This window comes from Solwaraspora sp. WMMD1047, from assembly GCF_029626155.1.
Taxonomy (GTDB): domain Bacteria; phylum Actinomycetota; class Actinomycetes; order Mycobacteriales; family Micromonosporaceae; genus WMMD1047.
This window is the reverse complement of record NZ_JARUBL010000001.1, coordinates 2,767,694-2,793,562: the sequence shown is the minus strand read 5'-3', so window position 1 is coordinate 2,793,562 and position 25,869 is coordinate 2,767,694. Positions and strand designations below refer to the sequence as shown.

The 25,869-nt window shown below is 73.9% G+C and carries 22 protein-coding genes; 9 read left to right on the top strand and 13 right to left on the bottom strand.

The window, feature by feature from the left end:
• Positions 1-116: 116 nt before the first annotated feature.
• From O7627_RS12825 to uraD, 8 genes are all read right to left on the bottom strand, one after another.
• Positions 117-1,298, bottom strand: a complete 1,182-nt coding sequence (locus O7627_RS12825; RefSeq protein ID WP_278093728.1) for a hypothetical protein — start codon at positions 1,296-1,298, stop codon at positions 117-119.
• Positions 1,299-3,557: a xanthine dehydrogenase subunit D gene (pucD, locus tag O7627_RS12820; protein ID WP_278093727.1), complete on the bottom strand. Its 2,259-nt coding sequence runs from the start codon at positions 3,555-3,557 to the stop codon at positions 1,299-1,301.
• A 164-nt stretch (positions 3,558-3,721) separates the two neighbouring features.
• Positions 3,722-5,077 (bottom strand): 8-oxoguanine deaminase, encoded by a 1,356-nt coding sequence (locus O7627_RS12815; RefSeq protein ID WP_278093726.1) that lies wholly within the window; start codon positions 5,075-5,077, stop codon positions 3,722-3,724.
• Positions 5,074-5,574: a (2Fe-2S)-binding protein gene (locus tag O7627_RS12810; RefSeq protein ID WP_278093725.1), complete on the bottom strand. Its 501-nt coding sequence runs from the start codon at positions 5,572-5,574 to the stop codon at positions 5,074-5,076. Before O7627_RS12810 ends, O7627_RS12815 begins: the two co-directional genes overlap by 4 nt.
• Positions 5,565-6,434, bottom strand: a complete 870-nt coding sequence (locus tag O7627_RS12805; protein WP_278093724.1) for an FAD binding domain-containing protein — start codon at positions 6,432-6,434, stop codon at positions 5,565-5,567. Before O7627_RS12805 ends, O7627_RS12810 begins: the two co-directional genes overlap by 10 nt.
• On the bottom strand, positions 6,434-7,300 hold the full coding sequence (gene pucL / locus O7627_RS12800; RefSeq protein ID WP_278093723.1) for a factor-independent urate hydroxylase: 867 nt from the start codon (positions 7,298-7,300) through the stop codon (positions 6,434-6,436). Before pucL ends, O7627_RS12805 begins: the two co-directional genes overlap by 1 nt.
• Positions 7,300-7,659, bottom strand: coding sequence for a hydroxyisourate hydrolase (gene uraH / locus O7627_RS12795; protein WP_278093722.1), 360 nt, complete (start codon positions 7,657-7,659; stop codon positions 7,300-7,302). The genes pucL and uraH overlap by 1 nt, the downstream gene beginning before the upstream one ends.
• Positions 7,656-8,174 carry a 2-oxo-4-hydroxy-4-carboxy-5-ureidoimidazoline decarboxylase gene (gene uraD, locus O7627_RS12790; protein WP_278093721.1) on the bottom strand — a complete coding sequence of 173 codons (519 nt, stop codon included), beginning with the start codon at positions 8,172-8,174 and terminating at the stop codon, positions 7,656-7,658. Before uraD ends, uraH begins: the two co-directional genes overlap by 4 nt.
• A gap of 169 nt (positions 8,175-8,343) precedes the next feature.
• Here uraD and O7627_RS12785 point away from each other — a divergent pair, with 169 nt between their 5' ends.
• Positions 8,344-10,140: a PucR family transcriptional regulator gene (locus O7627_RS12785; protein WP_278093720.1), complete on the top strand. Its 1,797-nt coding sequence runs from the start codon at positions 8,344-8,346 to the stop codon at positions 10,138-10,140.
• Between the two features lie 55 nt (positions 10,141-10,195).
• Here the strand turns inward: O7627_RS12785 and O7627_RS12780 are convergent, their stop codons facing one another.
• A complete protein-coding gene (locus tag O7627_RS12780; RefSeq protein WP_278098263.1) occupies positions 10,196-10,753 on the bottom strand; it encodes a nucleotidyltransferase family protein in 558 nt (185 codons plus the stop codon).
• A gap of 275 nt (positions 10,754-11,028) precedes the next feature.
• Between O7627_RS12780 and O7627_RS12775 the strand changes: the two genes are divergently transcribed.
• Positions 11,029-11,859 carry a SigB/SigF/SigG family RNA polymerase sigma factor gene (locus O7627_RS12775; protein ID WP_278093719.1) on the top strand — a complete coding sequence of 277 codons (831 nt, stop codon included), beginning with the start codon at positions 11,029-11,031 and terminating at the stop codon, positions 11,857-11,859.
• Between the two features lie 85 nt (positions 11,860-11,944).
• Here the strand turns inward: O7627_RS12775 and O7627_RS12770 are convergent, their stop codons facing one another.
• Positions 11,945-12,772 carry a MerR family transcriptional regulator gene (locus O7627_RS12770; RefSeq protein ID WP_278093718.1) on the bottom strand — a complete coding sequence of 276 codons (828 nt, stop codon included), beginning with the start codon at positions 12,770-12,772 and terminating at the stop codon, positions 11,945-11,947.
• Between the two features lie 81 nt (positions 12,773-12,853).
• On the opposite strand from O7627_RS12770, the gene O7627_RS12765 reads away from it, so the two are divergent.
• Complete coding sequence (locus tag O7627_RS12765) at positions 12,854-15,586, top strand: ATP-dependent helicase C-terminal domain-containing protein (protein WP_278093717.1); 2,733 nt, start codon at positions 12,854-12,856, stop codon at positions 15,584-15,586.
• A gap of 60 nt (positions 15,587-15,646) precedes the next feature.
• On the opposite strand, the gene O7627_RS12760 is transcribed toward O7627_RS12765, so the two are convergent.
• Together O7627_RS12760 and O7627_RS12755 are read right to left on the bottom strand one after the other, a co-directional pair.
• A complete protein-coding gene (locus tag O7627_RS12760; protein WP_278093716.1) occupies positions 15,647-16,375 on the bottom strand; it encodes a protein phosphatase 2C domain-containing protein in 729 nt (242 codons plus the stop codon).
• Positions 16,376-16,551: 176 nt separating this feature from the next.
• Entirely contained in the window at positions 16,552-17,601 is a 1,050-nt protein-coding gene (locus tag O7627_RS12755) for a transporter substrate-binding domain-containing protein (RefSeq protein WP_278093715.1), read from the bottom strand.
• A gap of 227 nt (positions 17,602-17,828) precedes the next feature.
• Between O7627_RS12755 and O7627_RS12750 the strand changes: the two genes are divergently transcribed.
• A complete protein-coding gene (locus O7627_RS12750; protein ID WP_278093714.1) occupies positions 17,829-20,888 on the top strand; it encodes a glycoside hydrolase family 9 protein in 3,060 nt (1,019 codons plus the stop codon).
• 111 nt (positions 20,889-20,999) lie between these two features.
• Here O7627_RS12750 and O7627_RS12745 read toward each other — a convergent pair whose 3' ends face one another.
• Positions 21,000-21,389 (bottom strand): hypothetical protein, encoded by a 390-nt coding sequence (locus O7627_RS12745; protein WP_278093713.1) that lies wholly within the window; start codon positions 21,387-21,389, stop codon positions 21,000-21,002.
• Between the two features lie 248 nt (positions 21,390-21,637).
• Here O7627_RS12745 and O7627_RS12740 point away from each other — a divergent pair, with 248 nt between their 5' ends.
• The 5 genes from O7627_RS12740 (at position 21,638) to O7627_RS12720 (ending at position 25,866) form a co-directional block, all read left to right on the top strand.
• Positions 21,638-22,420 (top strand): helix-turn-helix transcriptional regulator, encoded by a 783-nt coding sequence (locus O7627_RS12740; RefSeq protein WP_278093712.1) that lies wholly within the window; start codon positions 21,638-21,640, stop codon positions 22,418-22,420.
• On the top strand, positions 22,411-22,608 hold the full coding sequence (locus tag O7627_RS12735; protein ID WP_278093711.1) for a DUF397 domain-containing protein: 198 nt from the start codon (positions 22,411-22,413) through the stop codon (positions 22,606-22,608). The genes O7627_RS12740 and O7627_RS12735 overlap by 10 nt, the downstream gene beginning before the upstream one ends.
• Before the next feature lie 273 nt (positions 22,609-22,881).
• Positions 22,882-23,901, top strand: coding sequence for an alcohol dehydrogenase catalytic domain-containing protein (locus O7627_RS12730; RefSeq protein WP_278093710.1), 1,020 nt, complete (start codon positions 22,882-22,884; stop codon positions 23,899-23,901).
• A gap of 21 nt (positions 23,902-23,922) precedes the next feature.
• On the top strand, positions 23,923-24,804 hold the full coding sequence (locus O7627_RS12725) for a LysR family transcriptional regulator (protein ID WP_278093709.1): 882 nt from the start codon (positions 23,923-23,925) through the stop codon (positions 24,802-24,804).
• Positions 24,805-24,921: 117 nt separating this feature from the next.
• A complete protein-coding gene (locus O7627_RS12720) occupies positions 24,922-25,866 on the top strand; it encodes a TIGR04222 domain-containing membrane protein (protein WP_278093708.1) in 945 nt (314 codons plus the stop codon).
• Positions 25,867-25,869 lie beyond the last annotated feature (3 nt).

The following is a 25,869-nucleotide window of genomic DNA, read 5'->3' as shown; positions in this document are numbered from 1 at the left end:
GGATCGCCGGCCCAACTGCCGGGATCGTCCGTTCACCTGCCGGGCCTGACGGCTCACCTGCCCCGGCTCGCCGCTTACCTGCCCCGGCTGGTGGCTCTCCAGCCCCGGCTGGTGGCTCACAGCGCGGCCAGGTCGGCGCGGGAGAAGCCGGTCTCCGACTCGTCCAGGGCGCCGCAGTCCAGGCCGCGCAGCAGGAACCCGGCGAGCGCGCGAGCCGTCGCCGGCTCGTCCAGCACCCCGGTCTCGCGCCGGTCCAGGTAGGCCCGCAGCCGGTCGGTGGCCGCCCGGCTGCCGTCGCGGAAGAACGCGTAGGTGGCCGCGAACCGGGTCGGCAACTGCGCCGGGTGCAGGTCCCAGCCCTGGTAGAAGCCGCGTTCCAGGGAGCGGCGGACCAGGCTGGCGTGCTGCGCCCAGGCGGCGTGCACGGCGGCCGGTTCGCCGACCGGCAGCAGGTTCGTCGAGCCGTCGCAGACCCGTACCCCGGTGCCGGCCGCCGTCACCTGCATCACCGCCTTGGCGAAGTCGGCCACCGGGTGGGCCAGGCTCTGCTGGCCGGCGGCGATGCCGCAGGCCGCGCTGTAGTCGTAGGTGCCGTAGTGCAGGCCCGCGCAGCGCCCGCCGGCGGCGGCGATCAACCGGGCCGGGGTGGCGGTGCCGTCCCCGCCGAACACCGCCGGCGGCGTCTCCACCTGCACCTCGAAGCGCAGCCGACCGGCCGGCAGGGCGTAGGAGCGCTCCAGTCGGTCGCAGAGCACGGCCATCGCCGCCACCTGCTCGGGCACGCTCACCTTTGGCAGCGTCACCAGCACGTCGGCCCGCAGGTCGGCGGGCAGTTCGGCGAGGAGGAGGTCCAGGGTGCGCACCGCCCGGTGCCGGGTGGCCGGCTCCAGGCTCTTGATCCGCAGCCCCCAGAACGGCGGTCGTTCGCCGGTGCGCAGCGCCCGCGCCGCCGCCCGTACGGCGGTGTCCTCCTCGGCGTCGCCGCGCCGGCCGTAGCCGTCCTCGAAGTCGATCCGCAGGTCCTCGACCGGTTCCGCGCGCAGCTTGGCCAGCACCCGGTCGTGCAGCTCCGCCGGGTACGGCAGCGGCGGGTTGGCCCGCAGCGCGGCCAGCGCGGCGGCGCGCCACCGGTCGACCAGGTCGGCGTCGTACCGGTCGGCCGGCACGTAGACGGTGTGCACCGGCTGCCGGCCGGCGGCGTCGCCCGGGTAGCGGCGGCGCAGCTCGGCGTCGACCGGGGCCAGCCGGTCGTCCAGCTCGGCGTAAACCTCGGCCGCGAGCCGGCCCGGCCCCGCCACTCAGCCCACCCCGGTCAGGTGCTCGGGGCGGACCGGCACCCGGGGCAGCGGCAGCCCGGTGGCGGCCCGGATGGCGGCCACCACCGCTGGCGTCGAGGAGATGGTCGGCGGCTCCCCCACCCCGCGCAGCCCGTACGGGGCGTGCGGGTCGGCCAGCTCCAGCACGTCCACCGCCATCGGCGGGACGTCGAGGATGGTCGGGATCAGGTAGTCGGTGAACGACGGGTTGCGGATCAGCCCGTCGACCACCTGGATCTCCTCCATCAGCGCCAGCCCGAGGCCCTGCGCGGTGCCGCCCTGAATCTGGCCGAGCACCGCCGCCGGGTTGACCGCCTTCCCGACGTCCTGGGCGGTGGCGATCTCCACCACCCGGACCAGGCCGAGCTCGGTGTCCACCTCGACGGTGGCCCGGTGCGCGGCGAACGCGTACTGCACGTGCGCGTCGCCCTGGCCGGTGACCGGGTCGAGCGGGTGGGTCGGCCGGTGCCGCCAGCGTACGGTCTCCTCGATCGGCTCGTCACTGACCAGGTCGACCAGGTCGGCCACCACCGCACCACCGGCGTCGACCACCTTGCCGTCGACCAGCCGCAGCTCCGCCGGTCCAGTCGGCAGCCGGGCCAGCAGCCGGGCGCGGACCGCCTGGCAGGCCGCCCGGACCGCGCCGCCGGTGACGTAGGTCTGCCGGGACGCCGACGACGACCCGGCGCTGCCGACCGAGGTGTCGGCGGCCGCGACGGTCACCCGCGCGACGCCCAGCTCGGTGCGGGCGATCTGCGCCTGCACGGTCACCAGGCCCTGGCCGACCTCGGCGGCGGCGGTGTGCACCAGCACCGCCGGCACCCCGCCGAGCAGTTCCAGCCGGACCCGGGCGGTGGAGTAGTCGTCGAAGCCCTCGGAGAAGCAGACGTTCTTGATCCCGATGGCGTAGCCGACGCCGCGGACCACCCCCTCGCCCCGGGTGGTGTTGGCCACCCCGCCCGGCCACTCCCGCGGGTCGCCGCCGGCCGGCGGCGGGGGCGGCCGGTCACGGACCAGCTCCAGCAGCCGGGCCACCGGCGCCGGGCCCTCCACCCGCTGCCCGGTCGGCAGCACCGAACCGGTCTCCATCGCGTTGCGCAGCCGCACCTCGACCGGGTCCAGGCCGAGCGCGGCGGCCAGCTTGTCCATCTGCGACTCGTACGCGAAGCAGGCCTGCACCGCGCCGAAGCCGCGCATCGCCCCGCACGGCGGATTGTTGGTGTGTACGCCGTACGCGTCCATCACCACGTTCGGCACCTGGTACGGGCCGATGCCGAGGGTGGCGGCGTTGGCCACCACCGCCGGGGTGCTGGAGGTGTACGCACCGCCGTCGAGCAGGATGCGCGCCCGCACATAGACCAGCCGGCCGTCGGCGGTGGCGCCGTGCTCGTACCGCAGGGTCGCCGGATGCCGGTGCACGTGGCCGAAGAAGGACTCCTCCCGGGAGTAGACCATCTTCACCGGCCGGCCGGTGCGCAGCGCCAGCAGGCTGGCGTGCACCTGCATCGACAGGTCCTCGCGGGCGCCGAACGCGCCACCGACGCCGGCCAGGTGCAGCCGGACCAGATCGGTGGGCAGGCCGAGCGCGGCGGCCACCTGCCGCTGGTCGACGTGCAGCCACTGGGTGGCGATCCAGAGGTCGACACCGCCGTCGGCGGCCGGCACGGCCAGCCCGGACTCCGGCCCGAGGAATGCCTGGTCCTGCATGCCGACCTGGTAGTCGCCGGTCACCACCACCTCGGCGGTGGCGGCCGGGTCGCCGCGCCGGACCGGTACGTGCCGGACGAGCTGACCGGCGGCCAGCGCCGCCTCCGGGTCGGTGACCGGCGGCCGGACCCGGTAGTCGACGGTGATCAGGGCGGCGGCGCGGCGGGCCGTCTCCGGGTGGTCGGCGGCCACCACCGCGACCGGTTCCCCCTGGTAGCGGATCTCGTCGTAGGCGAGCACCGGCTGGTCGACGACCTCCAGCCCGTAGTGCCGCTCACCCGGCACGTCCTCGGCGGTCAATACGGCGTGCACGCCGGGCAGGGCGAGCGCGGCGGCGAGGTCGATCCGTGCGATCCGGGCGTGCGGGTGCGGGCTGCGCAGGGTCGCCCCCCACAGCATGTCGTCGGCCCAGAGGTCGGAGGAGAAGGCGAACTCGCCCTTGGCCTTGCTGGTGCCGTCCGGTCGCAGCGGGCTCTGCCCCACCCCGCCGGGCACCACGGCGGCCGGCGCCCCGACCCCGGTCGTCACGCTCATCGCTGCCCCCTGACTGCTGGTGCCGACGCTCGTCGCTGGCCCCTGGCTGCCGGTCCCGACGTTCGTCGTTGGCCCTTGACGCCTGGTGCCGACGCTCGTCGCTGGCACTTGACGGCTGGTGCCGACGCTCGTCGCGGTTGCCCGTGCACCGGCGGACCCGTACCTCATCGGCGGGCCTTGCGCAGCAGCGCCCGGTGCGCGCGCCGGCCGCGCCGGACCAGGTCCCGTTCGTCCACTGTGCGCAGTTCGGCGCGCTCCACCACCGGCCGGCCGCCGACCAGCAGCAGCTCCAGCGGGGCCGGCGGGCCCAGCACCAGGGCGGCGACCGGGTCGTCGATGCCGGCGTGCCCGAGCCCGTCGAGCCGCCATAGGGCGACGTCGGCCAGCTTGCCGACCTCCAGCGAACCCAGCTCCGCGGCCCGCCCCAGGCAGCGGGCGCCGCCGACGGTGCCCAGCGCCAGCGCCTCGCGGGCGGTCAGCGCCGCCGGGCCGCCGCGCAGCCGGGCGGCGTAGAGCGCCTGCCGCAGCTCGGCGCCGAGCTGCCCCGCCTCCTGCGAGGCGGGGCCGTCCACCCCGAGGCCGACCGGCACGCCCCGGTCGAGCAGGTCCCGGACCCGGGCGGTGCCGGCACCGAGCCGGGCGTTCGAGCTCGGGCAGTGCGCCACGCCGGTGCCGGTGCCGGCGAGCCGGTCCACCGCGGCGTCGTCGAGGTGTACGCCGTGCGCCAGCCAGACGTCGTCGCCGAGCCAGCCGAGCTGCTCGGCGTACTCGACCGGCGTACAGCCGTGCTCGGTGCGGCAGTAGTGCTCCTCCTCGACGGTCTCGGCGAGGTGGGTGTGCAGCCGGACGCCCGCCGACCGGGCCAGCTTCGCCGCCTCGGTCATCAGCTCCGGGCTGACCGAGAACGGCGAGCAGGGCGCGACCGCGACCCGGACCATCGCGTCGGCGGCGGGATCGTGGAACCGGTCGATCGCGTCGGCGGTGCCGGCGAGCGCGTCGTCGATGGTCTCCACCACGTGGTCCGGCGGCAGCCCGCCCCGGGACGCGCCGAGGTCCATCGAGCCGCGGCACGGGTGGAACCGCAGCCCCACCTCGCCGGCCGCGGCGACCTGGGCGGCCATCAGGTCGCCGGCGCCGGCCGGGTGGACGTAGTGGTGGTCGGTGCTGGTGGTGCAGCCGGACAGCGCCAGCCAGCCGAGGCCGGCGGCGGTGGTGGCGGCGACCGTCTCGGCGTCCAGCCCGGCCCAGACCGGGTAGAGCGTGGTCAGCCAGCCGAACAGGTTCTCCTGCTGGGCCAGCCCCCGGGTGGCCCACTGGTACAGGTGGTGGTGGGTGTTCACCAGTCCCGGGGTGGCCAGGCAGCCGGTGCCGTCGACCCGGCGCACCGAGCGGTGGTAACGGCCGGCGTGCCCAGGGCCGACCGCGACGATGCGGCCCTCGTCGAGGACCAGGTGCCCGTCAGCGTACTCGGTGCCGGCCGCGTCGACGGTGGCGACCGCGCAGTTCTCGATGATGATCACGACTCGGCCCGCCGGGCGGCGGCCAGCCGGACCGCGTCCAGGATCTTCTCGTACCCGGTGCACCGGCACAGGTTGCCGGCGAGCGCCTCCCGGATCTCCGGATCGCTCGGCCGGGCCCGCCGGGCCAGCAGGTCGTGGACGGCGACGATCAGGCCGGGCGTGCAGAATCCACACTGGATGGCGCCGGTCTCGACGAAGGCGCTCTGCACCGGGTCGAGCGGCACGTCCTCCCCGACCGGTTCGGCGGTGCCGGCGGCACCGGCCAGTCCCTCCACGGTGGTCACAATGCGGTCCTGCGCCTGACCAGCCGCGACCAGGCAGGCGCAGACCGGCGTGCCGTCCAGGTAGACCGTGCAGGAGCCGCACTCGCCCTGCTCGCAGGCGTTCTTGGCGCCGGGCAGGCCGAGCCGTTCACGCAGCACGTACAGCAGGCTCTCGCCCGGCCAGACGTCGTCGGCCCGCCTCGGCTGGCCGTTCACCACACAGGTCAGCCGCATCCGTCTCCCCCTTCGCGGTGCTGCGCCCAGGCCCAGGCCAGCGTCCGGCGGGCCAGTACCCGCAGCGCGTGTCGCCGGTAGGCGGCGCTGCCGCGTACGTCGTCGATGGGCGCGGCGGCGGCCGCGACCAGGTCGCCGAACCGGTCGACCACCGGCGCCGGCAGCGCCGCCCGGTCGTGCCAGGGCAGCTCGGCGGCGAGCAGCTCCTCGGCTTCTCTCGCCCGCAGCGGGGTCGGACCGGCCGAGCCGATCCCGGTGCCGGCGGTCCGGGTGGCCGGACGCAGGGCGAGCGCGAACGAGCAGACCGCGATCACCATCGCGTTGCGGGTGCCGACCTTCGCGAACTGCTCCGGCCCGGCCGGGGTCGGCACCAGGACCGCGGCGATCAGCTCGTCCGGTCGCCGGACGCTGCGCTTGGGTCCGGTGCAGAACTCGGCCACCGGCACCCGCCGCACCCCGCCCGCCGAGGCGAGTTCGACGAGCGCGCCGGCCGCCAGCAGGGGCGGCAGCGCGTCGCCGGCCGGCGAGGCGGAGCCGAGGTTGCCGCCGACGGTGCCCCGGTTGCGGATCTGCGGCGAGCCGACGGTCCGGGCGGCCAGCGCCAGCCCGGGCAGCCGGCCGGCGAGTTCGTCGAGAATCCGCCGGTAGGTCACCCCGGCGCCGACCCGCAGCAGGTCCCCGTCGGTGCCCCACTCGGCCAGCTCGGTCACCCGGCCCAGGTCGAGCAGGGCCGGTGGCCGCCGCCGGTCGAAGTTCAGCTCGACCATCACGTCGGTGCCCCCGGCGATCGGCAGCGCGTCCGGGTGGGCGGCCTTCGCGGCCAGCGCCTCGGGCCAGCTGGCCGGCTGCAGGAACTCCATCACGAACCGCCGGCCGGGTGCTCGCGGGTCACCGTCGCCTCGATCAGCCCGTACGGCCGGTCGGTGGCGACGTACACCTCGTCCGGGTTGTCCAGCCCGAACGGGGTGAGGTCGACAAGCAGGTGGTGCCGGTTGGGCAGCCGGAGCCGGATCTCGGCCACCTCGGGCCGCTCCCGCAGCACCCGCTCCCCCATCGCGTAGAGGGTCTGCTGCAGCGAACGGCTGTAGGTTTCCACGAAGGCGCCGACCAGGGCCGCCCGCACCGCCCCGTGCGAGTCGTCGAAGTCGACCTCGACCCCGGTGTGCCGCCAGCGGGCGTCGACGGCGGTGGCGAGGATCCGGTCCGTGGTCTCCGGCAGGGTGGTGTATTCGTCGCGCGGGTAGCCGGTGAACTCCGAGCCGGTGGAGTTGAGCAGCGTCAACCCGATCAGCCCGGACTCGACGGTCACGCTGCCCGGCTGGTCGCTGCCCGGCTGGTCGGTGACGGTGACGGTGGCGAGCCGGGTCTCGCCGCCGTCGCGCTGGAACGAGTGCGGGCCGAGCCGCCGCCACGGGTCCTCCTCGATCCGGACCCGGGCGCTGTGGATCGCCGGCTGGGAGTCCACGAAGTGCCGGGCCAGCCGGAGCGCGAACGTCTCGATCTCGGCGATGCCGTGCCGGCGGGCGAACGCGTACACCGTGTTCTTCTGGGTGTCGGTGGGAAGCACGTGGGCGTTGTCGCCGGTCAGGTGGGTGTCGGCGAGGTCACCGGTGAGCGCGACGCTCACCGTCAGGTCGCGCAGTTCGTGCCGGGCGCCGTCGCGTACCACCCGGACCAGGCGCACCTCCGCCTTGCCGTACCGGTTGGCGCCGAGTGTGATACCCATCAGCTGCCCAGATAGGTCGTGTAGCCGTACGGGCTGAGCAGCAGCGGCACGTGGTGGTGCCGGTCGGGATCGCGGACCTGGAACGCCACGGTGATCTCCGGGAAGAAGGCGCCACCGCCGAGGTACGGCTCCACGTAGAAGATCAGCCGGTACCCGCCGGCCTGCCAGCCGAGTCGGGGCACCCACCGGCGCAGCCGCCCGTCGTCGTCGGTGTGGCCCTGCGCGAGCTGGTTCCATCCGCCGGTGTCGCGGCGCTCCAGCCGGACGTGCACCCCGGCGGCCGGCTCGCCGCGCGCGGTGTCCAGCACGTGGGTGGAGATTCTGGCGTACGCCTGCGCGGCGCCGGCCGGTTCGGTCATCCCAGCAACCTCTCCAGGCGTAGCAGGGCGATCCGGCGCAGCTCCTCCCGGACCACCAGCCGCTCCGTCTCGTCGTCGTTTCCGAGCCGCTCGCGGGCCGCGGCCAGGATCTCCGCCTCGGTCCGCCCGCTCGCGAAGATCAGGAACAGCTGGCCGAAGCGCTGCTCGTACTCGCGGTTCGCCGCCGCCAGCGCGGCCCGGGTGCCGGCGTCGGCGCCGGCGACGCCGGCCTGCTCGCGGCGCGACCAGGCGGACTCGCGGTCCGCGCCGGCCGGTCGTTCACCGATGCGCGGGTGGGCGGCCAGCGCCTGCGCGACGCCGTCGGGGGTCAGCCGCCGCAGCGCGGCGTCGGCGCGGCCGAGCAGCGCCGGCAGGTCCGGGTACGGCCGACCGGCGACCACCTCCCGTACCCAGCCGTCGGCCGCGCAGCAGGTCCGCAGGTCCCGTTCCGCCTCGGCGGCCGGGGCGGTGTTGAAGACGGCCAGACCCGGGTGGTGACCGGCGATTGCGACCACCCCTCTCGACCCCGTTCCGAGAAACTGGTGAGAAGTACAGCACCGGGGTACGGCCACCGGGAACCGGTGGGACGACCGAAGCCGAAACATCGCGGCCCTATCGTTTTTGTAGCTTCCTCCAAACCCCGCCGCCCGGCGGGGCGGACCGACCAGGCGAGCGGAGCCCGTGATGCTGCTGCGTGAGGCGTTGGACCTGCCGGCGCTGCGGCTGACCGTACTCGCCGGCGCCGACGACCTCGACCGACCGGTGTCGCGGGTCTACGTCACCGACCTGCCGGACCCCCGGCGCTACCTGACCGGCGGCGAGATCGTGTTGACCGGGCTGATGTGGCGGCGACGGCCGGCGGATTCGGAGCTCTTCGCGGCCGCCTGCGCGGCCGCCGGGGTGGCCGCGATCGGGGCCGGCGACGCGGCGTACGGCAGCGTGCCGGACGACCTGGTGGCGGCCTGCCGCCGGCACCGGATCCCGCTGTTCGAGGTGCCGGTCGAGGTGTCGTTCCGGGAGATCCTGGACGGGGTGAACCCGACGCTGTGGGCTCGGCGGGCCAGCGGCCTGGCCACCGTGCTGGGTCGTCACCGTGGCCTGGTGGCGGCGATGGCCGGCGGCGCCCGGCTGGCCGATCTGCTCCCGCCGGTCGCCGCCGACCTGGGGGTGGACTGCTGGGTGCTGACCCCGACCGGTCGGCTGGTCGCCGCGACGGCGCCGCTGCCGGCGACGACCGGCGCGGCGGCGGCGACGGCCTACCTGACCGCCGTCCGGCTGCCCACCCCGGTCGTGTTGGACGGCCGCCCGATGGTGCTGGCGGCGGTGCCCGGCCGGCCCGAACACCGGCTGTCCGGCTGGCTGCTCGCGGTGGCCGCCGCCGGCGGACCCCTCGGGCCGAACCGCAACGGTACGGCCGCCGCTGCCGGACCCCTCGGGCCGAACCACACCGGTACGGCCGACGGCGGGCACCCGGGGACGGACCGGGCCGGGATGGCCGTCGCCGGCGAGCCGTCCGCGCCGGATCTGGCCGGGGTGGCGGCCGAACTGGTCAGCCCGGTGGCACTGGAGCGGGCGCAGTTCGACGAGGCGGGCCGGATCGAGCGGCGGCTGGCCGACCAGGTCGGCGCGGTGCTCGCCGGCCGGGGGGCGGGCGCCGACCTGCCGGGCCGGCTGCTCTCCTGCGGGCTGCCGCCCGACGCCACCTTCCTGGCGGTGGCGGCCCGGCTGACCGGGTTGCGCACGCCGCCGGAGCTGGCGGTGGCGGTCTGCGAGGAGGTGGTCCGCACGGCCGGCGCCGGGCAACCGGCGGTGGTCACCGGAGCCGGACCGCCGGACGGCGTACTCGGGGTGCTGGTCGTGGCACCGCCGCAGGTGGCGACGGTGGTGGCCGGCATCCGGGCGGCGGCGACCGGACTCGCCGCCGGGTTGACCGGCACCAGCCGGCTGGCGATCGGCGTCAGCGACCCGGCCGACGGAGCGGGGGCACTGGCCGGCGCCGTGGAGGAGGCCCGGCACGCCCTCGGCGCGGCCACCGCCGGCACCGAAACCGCCGGCACCGAAACCGACGGGACAGCCACCGCCGGGACAGCAGTCGGCGGGGTGGGGCCGGCCGGCGGGACGGCGGGGCCGGGCGGTGCGCCGGAGCGGGTCCGGGTGGTGGCCGCCAGCGAGCTCGCCTCGCACCTGATGCTGCTGGCCGGGCTGCCCGTCGACGCGCGGCGGTCGTTCCGGGACCGGCTGCTCGGTCCGCTGCTCGCCTACGACCGGGCGCACGACGCGGAACTGGTCCGCACCCTCGACTCGTTCTTGGCCAGTTCGGGCTCGTGGAGTCGGTGCGCGGCGCTGCTGCACGTACACGTCAACACGCTGCGGTACCGGATCGGCCGGATCGAACAGCTCACCGGACGCGACCTGACCCGGTTCGAGGACCGGGTGGATTTCTTCCTGGCTCTTCGCCTGCCCGCCGAGACGACCGGGTAGCGGCCCACGGGCCGGCCCGGTTTCCGCCGGCCCGTTTCCGCCGGTCCGCCACCGGTCAGGGCGACGGGGTGTCCAGATCGGTGTCGTCGGCGACGTCGGCGCAGTCGACCACCCGCACCTGCGCCGCCCGCCCGCGCAGGTAGGGGCGCGCTCCGACGTCGCCGACCGCCAGCGCGGCCACCCCCGGCCAGTGCCGCCGGCCGAGCAGCACCGGGTGGCCGCGCCGGGGGCCGTAGCCACCGACCGCGAGCGCGTCCGGGCCGGCCAACGAGACCAGCCTGCGGACCGCCGCCGGGGTGACGCCGGGCATGTCGACGAGCAGCACCATGGCGGCGACCGCCGGGGTGCCGGCCAGCGCGCCCAGCCCGGTCCGCAGCGACGAGCCCATTCCGGTGGCCCAGTCGGGGTTCGTCACGTGCGCAGCGGTGCCCAGATCCGCCTCCGCCAGGATCCGGTCCGCGGCCGCGCCGAGCACCGCCAGCACGGGCGCGCAGCCGCCCTCGGCGGCGGTGCGGACCGCCCGCTCCACCAGCAGCCGGCCGTCGAGGCGGACGAGCGCCTTGGGCCCGCCGTAGCGCCGCCCGGCGCCGGCCGCCAGGACGATCGCGGCCACCGAGGAGGTGGGATCGCCGGGCGTTGCGGGTAGTTGAGCACTGGACGTTCCGGGTGGATGGACCACGCCGGAAGCGTAGTTCAGCAAAATTCTTGGCGAGATTTGCCCGATATGAGTTACATGAGGCTTTTATCCATCAGCCTTTCGGCTAGATTTCCTCGGACTGATCGGGTTAGTGTGTCCACTGAACAGCCAAGCCGGCCGATACGACCGGCGCCTGATTAACCAAACAGCGACTTGTCTTTTTCCGCGGACGAGGTGCAGGGAGGACCACCATGACCGCGTCAACCACCACTGAGCAGACCACAGCTCCGGCGGCCACCACAGCCGACGTCGAGCTCGACCCGAAGGCGCTCTCCGACAGCGCCACCGACCTGCTCCAGGCGATGGCGGCCCTGCCGGCCACGCACCCGTCGCGGGCTGCCCTGCGGGCCAAGGCCATCGAGGCGTGGCTCCCGCTCGCCCAGCACCTCGCGCACCGCTACAGCGGCCGCGGCGAGCCCAGCGACGACCTGGTGCAGACCGCGTCCGTCGGGCTCATCAAGGCGGTCGACAAGTTCGACCCGACGCGCGGCGTCGACTTCGCCGGCTACGCGATCCCGACCATCATCGGCGAGCTCAAGCGCCACTTCCGCGACCGCACCTGGGACATCCGCGTGCCGCGCCGGCTGCAGGAGCTGCGGCTGAGCATCTCCGAGGCGAACAGCAGCCTGCTGCAGACCCTCGGCCGCTCGCCGACGGTCGCCGACATCGCCGCGCACCTCAAGCTCACCGAGGAAGAGGTGCTGGAGGGCCTGGAGGGTGCCCGCGCCTACAACGCGGTTTCGCTCTCCACCCCGACCGGGGACGGCGAGCGGGCCACCGAACTCGGCGACATGCTCGGCGGCGAGGACGGCGAGTTCGAGCTCGCCGAGCTGCGGGTGGCGCTCGGGCCGGCCCTGGCCAGCCTCGACGAGCGCGAGCAGAAGATCCTCACCCTGCGGTTCTACGGCAACCTGACCCAGTCGCAGATCGCCGACCAGATCGGCGTCTCCCAGATGCACGTGTCGCGGCTGCTGGCCCGGGCGCTGACCAAGCTGCGCGGTCAGCTCGGCGACTCCTACTGAGCCACCTGAATCACCTGCTTGCCTGATACACACCGCTGGCGGCGGTCGGTTCCCCTGCGGGGAGCCGGCCGCCGCCGCGTTGTGGTCAGTCCCGACTGACGGCCAGCTGCAACTCGTGCACCCAACGGTCCGGCCGGTCCGGATCGAACTCCAGGCACACCTCACGCGCGAAGCCGACCATCCGGTACCCGTTCTCCTCGATCCACCGGGCCAGCATCTGCATGCTGCGGTCCGCCTCGTCCATCGAGCCGCGGTGCACGATGGTGGCCGCGGTCGGGATCGCCGGCAGATCCCGTACGTCGAAGTCGTACCCGGTCGTCGTGGTGACGCCGACCGGCACCGCCGCGTGCACGGTCACCGCCTCCCCCGAGCCGGCGACCGGTTCGTAGTAGGCGACGCTCGGCCCGGTCGGCGACACCCCCGCGGCCTCGATCCGGCGGAGCACCTCCGGATAGAGCGGCTGGATGACCGGACCGATGTCGGCCCCCTGGTAGCTCGCGGCCACCGCCGTCAGTTCCGCCACCCGGACAGCGGGGACCGCCCTGAGTACGACGTCCTCGGTGCTCATCTGACCCTCCCTTTCGATCATCCGGAGCCGCGCCTCGACGCCGGCCAGCCGGGCGGTGTCCGCCGCCATCCGATCGGCCAGCTCGGCCCGCCGCAGCCGCAGCATGCCGCGCAGTTCCCCACCGTCGACCTGGCCGTCGATGATCATCCGAACCTGCTGGAGCGTGAAGCCGAGATCCTTCAACGCGATCACCCGGTTGAGTCGACCGAGCTGCGCGGCCGTGTAGAAGCGGTACCCACTGGCCTGGTCCACCTTGGCCGGCACGAGCAGGCCGATGGCGTCGTAATGCCGCAACATCCGCACCGACACCCGGCCGAGCCTGGCGAAGTCTCCGATACTGAACATGGTCCCCCTACGGTCGGCCCTGACACGGTGGCAGAGTCAACCGGCGTCCGGCCACGGCACCGGGTGCGGCAGACTTGCCGGGTGTCCGCCGACCTCGCCGCCGATCTGCCGGTCCGGCACCTCCTACCGGCGATCCGGGACACCCTTCGCCGGGCCGGCGCCGCCGTCCTGGTCGCCCCGCCGGGCAGCGGCAAGACCACGCTGGTGCCGCCCGCGCTGCTCGACGACGTGGCCGGGAAGGTCGTCATCGCCCAGCCGCGCCGGGTCGCCGCCCGCGCCGCCGCGCACCGGATCGCCGCGCTGCTGGGCGAGCGGGTCGGCGGCACCGTCGGCTACGCGGTACGCGGCGAGCGGCGGTCCGGTCCCCGTACCCGGGTCGAGGTGGTCACCACCGGCCTGCTGGTCCGGCGGCTGCAGGCCGACCCCGAACTGGCCGGCACCGACGCCGTGCTGCTCGACGAGTGTCACGAACGGCACCTCGACTCCGACCTGGCGCTCGCCTTCTGCGTGGAGGCACGCGCCGCGCTCCGCCCCGATCTGCGGTTGCTGGCGATGTCCGCCACCGCCGAGGCCGAGCGGTTCGCGGCCCTGCTCGGCCCGCCGGGCCACCCGGTGCCGGTGCTGGCCGCCGAGGGGACCCCGCATCCGGTCGAGGTGGTCTGGGCTCCCCCGCCCCGGCCGCTCGACGCGCCGCACGGGCTGCGCGTCGACCCCCGGCTACTCGACCACGTCGCCGCGACCGTCCGGTGGGCGTTGCGCGAGGCCACCGGCGACGTGCTGGTCTTCCTGCCCGGCGCCGGCGAGATAGCCGCGGTCACTGGCCGGCTGGCCGACCTGCGATTTCCAACCGATCCGGCCAAGGACGGACCGGTTGGCAGGGACCGGGCCGGGGGTCCCCGGGAGCCGGAGGGGCGGGTGGAGCTGGTGCCGCTGCACGGCCGGCAGTCCGGCTCGGCGCAGGATGTCGCGCTGCGGGCGGGCGCGCGGCGCCGGGTGGTGCTGGCGACGGCGGTCGCCGAGAGCAGCCTGACCGTGCCCGGCGTCCGGATCGTGGTCGACGCCGGGTTGAGTCGGGTGGCCCGCACCGACCTGGCCCGCGGGCTCGGCGCCCTGGTGACGGTGCCGGTGTCCCGATCGTCGGCCACCCAGCGCGCCGGCCGGGCCGGTCGGCAGGGTCCCGGCCGGGTCTACCGGTGCTGGTCGGAGGCGACCCACGACCGGCTGCCGGAGCACCCGGAACCGGAGATCGCGGTGGCCGACCTGACCGGGTTCGCGCTGCAGCTGGCGGTCTGGGGGCACCCCACCGGCGCCGGGCTCGCCCTGCCCGACGAGCCACCGCCGGCGGCGCTGCGGATCGCCCGGGAGACCCTGGCGGCGCTCGGCGCGGTGGACGCCGACGGGCGGGCGACCGGGCGCGGACGGTCGATGGCCGCCGTCGGTGCCCATCCCAGACTGGCCCGGGCGCTGCTGGACGGCGCCGGTCCGCTCGGCGCCCGCCGGGCCGCCGAGGTGGTCGCCCTGCTCGCCGAGGATTCGCTGCGCGGCACCGCCGGTGGCGACGACCTGGCCGCCGGCTGGCGCCGACTGCGGTCGGGCGCCGACGCGGCGGCAACCGCCCGGTGGCGGGCCGAGGTTGACCGGCTGCACGCGGCCCTGCCACGCCCGACCGGGAAGCAGGTGACCGGCAAGACCACCGGCCCCGGTCGGCTGGACCCGACCAGCAGCCAGTCCCGCCGTTCGACCGCCAGCCAGGTCAGCAACCCGACCAGCGGCCAGGCCGGCAACCCGACCAGCGACCCGGCCAGCGGCCAGGCCGGCCGTTCGGCCGGGTTGCCGGACGATCTGGCGGCTGGGCTGCTGGTCGGGTTCGCGTACCCGGAGCGGCTGGCCCGGCTGCGCGAGCCGGGCGGGACGGCGTACCTGATGGCCGGTGGCACCGCCGCGGACCTGCCGGCCGGCTCGGCGCTGGCCGGCTCGCCCTGGTTGGCGATCGGGGTCGCGGACCGCCCGGCCGGCCGCCGGTCGGCGGTGATCCGGCAGGCCGCGGTCATCGACGAGGCGACCGCCCGGGAGGCCGGCGCCGCGCTGCTGCGGCAGGAGCGGGAGGTGCGCTGGGCCGGCGACGACGTGGTCGCCCGGGACGTCCGATCGCTGGGCGCCATCGTGCTGTCGGAACGCGCCCTGGACCAGCCCGACCGGGATCAGCTCACCGCCGCCCTACTGGACGGTCTGCGCCGGGTCGGGCTCGACCTGCTGCGCTGGTCGGACGGAGCCCGGTCGCTGCGCGCCCGGCTGGCCTTCTGCAGGGCGGCGCTCGGCGACCCGTGGCCGGACGTCGGCGACGAGGCGCTGCTGCGTACCGCCGGGTCCTGGCTCGGCCCGGAGCTGGCGACCGCGCGGCGCCGCACGGACCTGGGCCGGATCGACGTCGCGTCGGCCCTGCGCCGGCTGCTGCCCTGGCCGGCGGCGGCCCGGCTGGACGAGCTGGCCCCGGAGCGGATCGCCGTGCCCAGTGGCTCCCGGCCCCGGGTCGACTACGCCGACCCGGCGGCGCCGGTGCTGGCGGTGAAGCTGCAGGAGACCTTCGGCTGGCGGGCGGCGCCGCGGATCGGCGACGCGCGGGTGCCGGTGCTGCTGCACCTGCTTTCGCCGGCCGGCCGGCCGGTGGCGGTCACCGCCGACCTCGGCTCCTTCTGGCAGACCGGCTACCCGCAGGTCCGGGCGGAGCTGCGGGGCCGCTATCCACGGCATCCGTGGCCGGAGGACCCGACGACCGCCGTGGCGACCGCACGCGCGCAGCCCAGGCGGCGCTGAGGCGGGCTCGGTTCTCGCCGGGCGCGGCGGCGCCAGCCCACAGCGGGCGTCGGGGTGGGTTCAGTCCTCGGCGACCACGTCGGCGACGATGACGGTGATGTTGTCCGGGCCGCCGGCCCGCAACGCGAGGTCGACCAGGCGCTGCGCGCAGTGCTCGCGGTCCGGGTACGAGGTCAGCGCCTCCGCGAGCGTGTCGCCCCGTACCACATTGGAGAGGCCGTCGCTGCAGAGCAGCCAGCGGTCACCGGCCTCCGGCACCAGGGTCAGGTAGGCGGGGCTGACCTTCTCGCCCTGCAGCGCCTGGGTGACCACGGCCCGGCGGGGGTGGCTGCTCGCCTCCTCGGGGGTGATCACGCCGTCGTCGACGAGCATCTGCACGAAGGTGTCGTCCCGGGTGAGCTGCCGGAGGTTCTCGCCGCGCAGCAGGTAGGCGCGGGAGTCGCCGATGTGGCCCAACGCCAGGCAGGTGCCGGTGGCGGAGAAGAGCAGCGCGGTCAGGGTGGTTCCCATCCCCTGCCGGTCCGGGTCCTCGGCGACCGCCTGCCGGATGCCGGCGCTGGCCACCTCCACCGCCTCCTGCAGGGCCCCGACCAGGGCCTCGTCGGGCGTCGCCACGTCCAGCGGCGCGATCGCCTCGATCACTATCGTGCTGGCGAGATCACCGGCGGCCATCCCGCCCATGCCATCGGCGACGGCGACAAGCCAGGGACCGGCATGCACCGAGTCCTGGTTTCCGCTCCGAATCAGGCCACGGTGGGTCACCGCCGCGGAGCGCAGCTTCAGGGTCATGGCAGGCAGCCTGCCAGGAAGAGGGCCACGATGTCTCTAGTAGATCACCACACCGTCACCCCTGCCGACCGAAGTTTACGTTGGGTTGCCAGAATGTGACCTTCCGCGAGCAGAGATCACCCGCCCGGTCGGCGGGACCGAGCCGGTTGGCCGGCCGGGTGCGGGCGGGCCGCCGGCTACCACGGCCACTGCCGTACCGGCACCTCGCGGGCCCCGGGCTGCCGGTCCACGGCGATCGGCTGCGGTAGGTTCATCGGCTGCTCCGGACGCAGATGGCGTTCGAAGGCGTCCTCCCAACGCCGGTCGCGCGGGTCGGTCAGCGACCGGTACAGGCAGAGGTCGACCAGGTCCCGCAGGGCCTCGTTGCTGCCGGTGTTCACCCCCCAGGACTCCTGCACGTCCAGGCCGATGTCGTGGTGCCGCAGCCGCTCCGGATGCCGGGCGACGAAGCCGGCCAGGATCGCCGCGTCGGTGGTGACCGCCTCGACCTTCCCGCGCAGCAGGTCGTCGACGCACTCACTGATCCGCTTCTTGCTGGTCAGGTCGACGCCGGCCCGGCCCGCCGCGGACTCGCTGGTGGCCGTGGAGAGGCTGCAGACCCGGCGGCCGCGCAGATCCTGGAGGGTGTCGACGGAGCCGGCGTAGTCCGTCCGGGTGACCACCGACTGCTCGGTGCTCAGGTACGGCGAGGAGAAGGTCACCCCCTCGACCCGTTCCCGTTCCTCGGTGACGCTGTAGGTGGCGATCACCAGATCGACGGTGAGGAACTGCCCGTCGTCGGTGCGGGCGATCATCCGGGCCCGGTCCTCGCTCTCGATGGCGACGAAGCGTACGGCGTCGGGCCCGAAACCCAGGTCGGCGGCGATCATCAGGGCGATGTCGATGTCGAACCCGGAGTACCTGCCGGTCTCCGGGTCACGCAGCGACACCCCCGGCTGGTCGTCCTTCACCCCGATCAGCAGTTCGCGCTTGCCGACCAGACCCGCCTCGGCGAGCAGGTCCTGCTCCGACGGCGGGCCGGTGAGCACGACCGCGGTGACCACCGCCAGCCCGAGCAGCACCAGGCCCACCAGGAACGCGACCAGGCGTACGCCGCGGGACCGCGGCCGGCGACGGGCCGTGCGGTCGCCGGCGGTGGTGGCGCCGGCCGGGACGCCGGTGGTGGCCCACCCGGGGTCCGGTCCGGCCGGCGGGTTGCGCCGCCACGGCCCGTCAGACTCGTCCACGCCCCTCCTCACCCGCACCCCGTTGAGAACAGGGATTCATCTTTGCCCATCGCGGATGATCGACGACACTCCCCGTCCGCCCGGCGACTGGCTCCGTCCGGCGGTGGCGGGCGGCATCTTCGTCCAGGTCGGAAATGATCCAGTGCCATCGATTGACAGCCCGGAAACAGGGTGGCAACATCGGCACGACACTGGGAGCGCTCCCAATTTTCCGGAAGGATCCCCCCGTGACCCGACCTCGACGCCGCGGGCGGGCGGTGGCGCTGCTGGCCACCGTGGCCGCCGCCGCGCTCGCCGGCACCAGCCTGCTCATCCCCAACGCCCAGGCCCAGGCCGAGCCGACCGAGCACATCGCCAACGGCAGCTTCGACTCCGGCACCGACCCCTGGTGGTCGACCGAGAACGCGCCCATGTCCATCGTGGACGGGCAGCTCTGCGTGGAGGTGCCGGCCGGCCTGGCCAACCCCTGGGACGCCAGCCTCGGCCACAACGACATCCCGCTCGCCGACGGCGCCGGCTACGACGTCACCTTCCGCGCCTCCGCCAGCGCCCCGGTCACGGTCCGCGCGAACGTCCAGCTCAACGAGGACCCGTACACCACGGTCTCGTCCCGGGAGCTGGCGCTCACCGCCGACGGGGAAACCTTCGCGTACGAGTTCACCGGCAACCTGGACTCCGCCAACGGCACCCTGACCTTCCAACTCGGCGGGGCCGCCGAGCCGTTCACCTTCTGCCTCGACGACGTCTCGCTCACCAGCGAGGAAGCCGGGCCGCCGGCCGACGGCGCCGAGCAGCTGCAGAACGGCGACTTCTCCGACGGCACCACCGGCTGGTTCTCGTACGGCACCAGCAGCTTCGGTGTCGACGACGGCCGGCTCTGCTCCGGGGTGCCGGCCGGACTGGCCAACCCGTGGGACGCCGGCGTCGGACAGAACGCGGTGACCCTGCTGGCCGGCGAGGCGTACGCCTTCTCGTTCGACGCCTCGGCCGACCCCGGCGCCACCGTCCGGGTCGCCGTGCAACTGGGCGCCGAGCCGTACACCTCGTACTTCTCCGAGGAGCTGACGCTCACCGCGACCGCGCAGCGGTTCGAGCGGACCTTCACCGCCCCCGAGGACACCGAAGCCGCCCAGGTCGTCTTCCAGGTCGGCGGGAACGCCGACGCCTACACCCTCTGCGTCGACAACGCCTCGCTGCGCGGCGGCGAGGAGGAGCCGCCGTACGTGCCGGACACCGGCCCCCGGGTCCGGGTCAACCAGGTCGGCTACCTGCCGGGCGGGCCGAAGCACGCCACCGTCGTCACCGAGGCGACCGAGGCACTGGACTGGGAGCTGCACTCGGCGGCCGGCGCGGTCGTCGCCTCCGGCCAGAGCACCCCGCGCGGCGTGGACCAGGCGTCGGCCCAGAACGTGCAGACCATCGACTTCTCGTCCTACCGCACAGCCGGCACCGGCTACACCCTCGTCGCCGACGGCGAGACCAGCCACCCGTTCGACATCGCCGCCGACCTCTACGAGCAGCTCCGGTCGGACTCGATGCAGTTCTTCTACATCCAGCGCAGCGGCATCGCCATCGACGGCGACCTGGTCGGCGAGGAGTACGCCCGCCCGGCCGGCCACCTCGGGGTGGCGCCGAACCGGGGCGACACCGACGTGCCCTGCCAGCCCGGGGTCTGCGACTACCGGCTGGACGTGCGCGGCGGCTGGTACGACGCGGGCGACCACGGCAAGTACGTGGTCAACGGCGGCATCGCCACCTATCAGCTGCTGAGCGCGTTCGAGCGGACCAAGACCGCGCCCACCGCCGACGGCGGCGCCGGCCTGGCCGACGGCACCCTGCGGCTGCCGGAGAACGACAACGGCGTGCCGGACATCCTCGACGAGGCCCGCTGGGAGCTGGAGTTTCTGCTGCGCATGCAGGTCCCGGCCGGTCAGCCGCTGGCCGGGATGGCGCACCACAAGATGCACGACCGGAACTGGACCGGCCTGCCGCTGCAGCCGGAGGACGACCCGGAGCTGCGCGAGCTGCACCCGCCGTCGACCGCCGCGACGCTCAACCTGGCCGCCACCGCCGCCCAGTGCGCCCGGCTCTTCGCGCCGTACGACGCGGCGTTCGCGCAGCGCTGCCGCACCGCCGCGACCACCGCGTACGCGGCGGCCAAGGCCAACCCGACCCGGTACGCCGACCCGAACGACGGCAACGGCGGCGGCACCTACAGCGACAACAACGTGACCGACGAGTTCTACTGGGCGGCCGCCGAGCTGTACCTGACCACCGGCGGGCAGCAGTACCTGAACGACCTGACCGCGTCGCCGCACCACACCGGCGACGTGTTCGAGCCGAACGGCTTCGGCTGGGGCAGCACCGCCGCGCTGGGCCGGCTCGACCTGGCCACCGTGCCCAGCGGCCTGACCACCGCCGAGCGCGACCGGCTGCGGGCCTCGGTGGTCGAGGCCGCCGACGCCTACCTGGCCACCGCCGCCGGGCAGGCGTACGGGCTGCCGATGCCGGGCAGCCCGGGCAGCTACTTCTGGGGCGCCAACAGCAACATCATCAACAACGCCGTGGTGCTCGTCACCGCCTACGACCTGACCGGTCAGGTGTCCTACCGGGACGGGGCGGTCGAGGCGATGGACTACATCCTCGGCCGCAACGCGCTGAACCAGTCGTACGTGACCGGCTGGGGCGAGAACGCGGCGGAGAACCAGCACAGCCGGATCTTCGGCAACCAGTACGACGAGTCGCTGCCGAATCCGCCGGCCGGCTCGATCGCCGGTGGCGCGAACGCCAGCCTGGACGACCCGTTCGCCAAGCAGCTGCTGGACGGCTGCGCGCCGATGTTCTGCTACGTCGACGACATCGCCTCGTACGCGACGAACGAGGTGGCGATCAACTGGAACTCGGCGCTGGCCTGGATCTCGTCGTTCCTGGCCGACCAGGGCGGGGCGAGTGCACCGGTCGCGTCGTCGTGCAGGGTCACCTACACCAACTACGGCTCCTGGGCCGGTGGCGGCGGTTTCACCTCGCAGGTGACGATCACCAACACCGGTGACGCCGTGATCGACGGCTGGACGCTGCGGTTCTCGTTCCTGGGTGACCAGAAGCTGCGGGAGGCGTGGATGGTGCAGGCCAGCCAGACCGGCGCCACGTTGACCGCCCGCAACGAGAGCTACAACCGCCGGATCCAACCGGGCGCCACGGTCACCTTCGGCTTCAACGCCACCACCGGCGGCGGCCCCAACCCGTCGCCCGGACTCTTCACCCTCAACGGCGCGGCCTGCTCCTGAGGCGCCCGTGGTCGAGGGTCGGCCCGCCCACCGGCAGGGGCGGGCCGGCCCTCGACGCACCCAACCTGGATCTTGGTAACTTCGGCCCCAGGGGGCGATTTCTTGCCAGGATCACGTGTCCGGGTCGTCCTCGTCGCCCAGGAGGTCGTGGAGGCGTTGCTGGGCCTGTCGGCCGTACCAGCACAGGCCGGTCTCCTCGCCGAGTTGTTGACCGCACAGGCAGGTGATGTCGTCCCGTGGCTGGTGCCGGGCCAGCATCATCCGCAGGGTGTCCGCCTGGACGTGGGCCGGAGTACGATCAGGAACCGGATCACCGAAGCCGCCGGACAGGGTGCCGGTGGGAAATGCCGGCGCGACGAATCCGCCGCCGTTCGGAATATCCGGTCCCGGCCCACCATCGGTGTCGACCCACCGGTCCAACGGCCGATTACCCGGCCGCGAAAGATCGTGATGTCCACCGATCCGCCGGCCGTTGATCGGCCGCCACTTCCTGCGTTTCACCGGCCGTTCCTGATCCTCGTCTTCCGGATTCACGATTTGCCCCCCAATCCGTGAGTGCCGATTCCCGGACGCCCCGCACCGCACATCCACGCCACCCCGGGCACCGGCGCCTGGCTGCCTTTCCTGTCGTGTCCACCCTGGACCGAGACGGCTCCCCGATGGAAGATGGGAAATGGCGTCGCGTGCCGCCGTACGCCCGGAACAGGGGACCAACACCGTCTGGCGAGATGTGAGGAACGTGAAGGGCTATGTCAGCGAGCGAGTATCTGATAGGGGAACTGCGCCGTACCCGCGAATCGTTGGGGTTGACCCAGGAAGCGTGGGGTGCGCGCATCAAGTTCTCGGCACAGCACGTCAGCTCCGTGGAGCGCGGGGTGCGCCCCGCGCTCCCCGACTATCTGACCGCCGTCGATCGCGCTTTCGGAACGAACTACCTGACCTTCTACCGCAAGTTCGTCCTTGAGGAGTCGTCCCCGGTGTGGCTGCGCCCGTGGCTCGACCACGAACGGGAGGCCACCCTGCTCCGGTACTTCGAACTCGCGGTGATCCCCGGCCTGTTCCAAACCGAGGCGTACGCACGCGCGGTCATCGGCACGACCAAGGCCGGCCGGCCCGCCGAGGACACCCTGGCGACCCGCCTCGCCCGCAAGGAGATCATCACTCGCGAGGACAACCCGCCCCGGATCGTCGCGATCCTCGACGAGGGCGCCCTCTACCGCTCGGTGGGCGGCGCGGAGGTCATGCGCGAGCAACTGCTCGCCCTCATCGAGGCCATCGAACTCCCGAACGTCAGCGTATTCATCGTGCCGTCCCACGTCGGCGCCTACGCCGGCCTCGACGGCCCGGTCGCGCTCGCCACCGCACATGGGCACACGGTCGGCGTGAGGGACGCCCCCGGGGCAGGTGACGTGGTCGAGGACCCTGCCCGCCTCGACATTCTCGAACGACAGTGGGAGGCCATCCGGGAGTACGCTCTGCCACAAGATATGAGCCTCGATCTCATCAAGAAGGCGGCGGACTCGTGGACCTGAACGTGCCGCGCTGGCGGAAGTCGACCCGCAGCAACGGCAACAGCAACTGTGTCGAGGTGGCCGGAAACCTGCCCGGCCGGGTGCTGGTCCGGGACAGCAAGGACCACTCCGGCCCAGCACTGACCTTTCACCCGACCGCCTGGCGCTCCTTCGTGACGGCCGTCCCGTCCGGCGAGGTGGCGAACTGATCAAATGTCGAAAAGGGTCGCTGCGGAGCCTCGCAGCGACCCTTTTCATCATTTGATCTCTGGTCGCCTGGGCCATCGCGGCTATCCGAGACCGGCTCCACCACCGGGTAGACCCGAGCCGACGCGCCCGCGCACATGCCGACCGCACGGCGTCCGCGGCACCGGGAACCCATGCAGGTCAGGCATGAAGGGGATGCGGAACAGGTCTTGGACGGGTGAATCCGGCCGTTCGTAGCGTCATGCCGTGATCTCCCGAGCCAAGGAGGAGTGTGCATGGCTACCCAGATGCAGGCGGTCGTCGTTCCGAAGGTGAACGCCCCGTGGGAACTACAGAACGTGGATCGGCCGGAGGCCGGCCCCAACCAGGTGCTGGTGCGCGTCCGCGCCTGCGCGATCTGCGGCACGGACGTGTGGATGGCGAACGGCACATTGTCGTTCCGCGAGTTCCCCCTGGTCCTCGGACACGAAGGCGTCGGTGAGGTGGTGGCCGTGGGCGCGGGGGTCACCCAACGCGCGATCGGCGACCGCGTCGGCCTCCCGATGGTGCAGAAGCGGTGCGGTAGGTGCGACTTCTGCCGTGAGCAGCACCCGAACAGCTTCGTCACCGCCGCGAACTGCGCGGCCCCGATCCTCACCGGCGTCAACGTCGACGGCGCGCACGCCGAGTACATCGTCGCCGACGTCGATGGGACCGTGCTGCTGCCCGACGGGGTCTCTTACGAGCTCGCGGCGCCGACCCTGTGTGCCGGCTTCACCGTCTGGGCCGGCCTGCGCCGGGCGGAGGTCAAGCCGTCCGGTCGGGTCGCCGTAGTCGGCATCGGCGGACTCGGTCACCTCGCGATCCAGTACGCGACGGCCGCGGGTTACCACGTCACCGCGGTGACCCACAGCCCCGACAAGGAGGACCTCGCCCGGCAGCTCGGCGCCGACGAGGTCGTCGCCGACGGCGCGGGGCTCCAAGCCGTCGGTGGCGCTGATCTGATCATGTACACGGGCAGCAACCACGCGGCGCTCGCCAGCGCGATGGGCGGCCTGCGCCCGTGGGGCAAGGTCGTCATGATGGGCATCGCCACCGACGAGCTGACGCTGCCCGCGCTGCCCCTGGTGTCGAACAGCCACCAGATCATCGGCTCCGCCCACAACGGCTACGAGTACCTCGTCGAGGCGCTCGACTTCGTCGCACGCGGCGCCGTCAAACCGATGATCGAGCTCTTCCCCAAGGATCGCGTGGCCGAGGCGTACGACAGGGTCGTCAACGGCGACGTCCGGTTCAAGGCTGTGGTCACCTACTGACTTTTTACCTACCATGCGTGCATGGCGGACCTCGACCTCCGACTGGTGCGGTACTTCACGGTCGTGGCCGCTCATCAGCACATCGGCCGGGCCGCCGCCGAGCTGCGCGTCGCGCAACCGTCGCTGAGTCGTCAGATCCAGCGGCTCGAGGAGCAGCTCGGTGTCCGGCTGTTCGACCGCACCGCACACGGCAGCCAACTCACGCCGGCCGGCCGCGCCTTCCTCGTGCAGGCGAACGAACTGCTCGGGGCCGCCCGCCACGCCGTCACGAACGTCCGGGCCGCCGCGACATCGGGAACGATCACCATCGGCTACATGCCCGGCCTGCCGATCACACCGGCGGTGCGCGACCTGCGCGAGCGCCACCCCGAGGCGGAGATCCACACCCGCTACCTGACGTGGGAGGACACCCGGTGCCTCGCGGAGCACCGGGTCGACGTGGTGATCGCCTGGCAGCCGTTCGTGTTCCCGATGGAGGGCTACCGCGTCACGGTCCTGTACGAGGACCCCCGGGTGCTCGTGGTTCCCACCACGCACCGGCTGGCCGGGCGCACGTCCGTCACCCTTGCCGACTTCGCCGACGAACCGTTCGTGGAGTTCCCGATGCCCGGCGCGTCGGCGCAGTGGCGGGCCTTCTGGTGGCCGGAGCGTCCGGACGGCGGCCGGCGCCCGGTGGGCCCGGCCGTGCACACCGTGCAGGACAAGTTCGAGGTGGTCGCGTGCGGCAAGGCCGTGATCATGCATCCGCGCAGCGACCGGAGCGGCCTGATCCGCCCCGACCTGACCTCGATCCCGATCGACGACCTACCGCCGTGCCAGGCCGTGATGTTGACCCGCCCCGTCGAGGACAACAGCATGGTCGACGAGTTCCGCCGGTCGGCGCTGAACTGTCTCCCCGGCTAGCGACCGCAGTGGCGAGCTGATCCCTGGTTGCCCTGAGGCCGGCAGGCCGGTTGGCGGGCGGTGCTACATCTGGAGGTGTGGCGGTGTCCGAATCGGACCGGGCGAGAGGGGTGACCGGTGATCGGCGGACTGGAGCTGGGCGCGGTGGCGTACCTGTTCGTCGCCGTCGTCTTCGTGGGGTTGGTGGCGCTTACCCGGGCCGCCGTCACCGGTACCGGCTGGTTGCCCGAGACCGGGACCACCCGGTGGACCCGGGAGGGTGCGGCCCGGACACTTGCCGACCTGGGTCCGTACGAGCTGGCCTATCTGCGCGGCGGGGCCGGGCACGCCGTCGACACCGCCTTCGCGGTGCTGCACAGTGCCGGGAGGGTGCGGGTGTCGCGGGCCGGCCAGCTCAGCGTCGTCGAGGGGGCGGCGGCGCCGGTCGATCCGGTGGAGCGGACCGTGTACGACGCGCTGGCCGGCTCGTCGCACGGGAGGCCGGCGCGCGAACTGCGTAAGCGGACGGTCGGCGCGTCCGCCGTCACCGGACTGCGGCGGCGCCTGGTGAGCCGGATGCTGCTGGTTCCCCGCGAGACGTTGACCCCGGCGTACACGCAATTGGCGGTCCACCTGGGCATCTCCATCGCGGCTGTGGTCGTACCCGTGGTGATGTTTCTGCTCGCGGGGCCGCCGGCGACGGGCGGCGCGGGCGTGGCGGTGGGGCTGGCGGTCAGCGCGGTGACCGCCGCCGTGGGTATCCGCAGCTTCCAGGCCGGGTTGCGGGCGGTGGCCGCGATCGGTGTGCCCAGAAGCTGGAACGACCGGACCTTGCCCGGTGACCGGCTGCCGCCGGTGGTCGACGGCGAGCTGCACCGCTGGGCGGGCGAGCTGCGCCGCACCCGGACGCCGGCCGCGGCCGCTTCGGTCGGGGTGGCGGTCGGGCTCTGCGGGCTGGTCGCGCTCGGCGACCCGGCCGTCGCTGAGGCCCTGGCCGAAGCGGAGAACGAGACCGGATCAGGGGGCGGCTGCGGCGGCGGGTGCGGCGGGTGCGGGGGCGGCGGCTGCGGATGCGGGGGGTGAGGT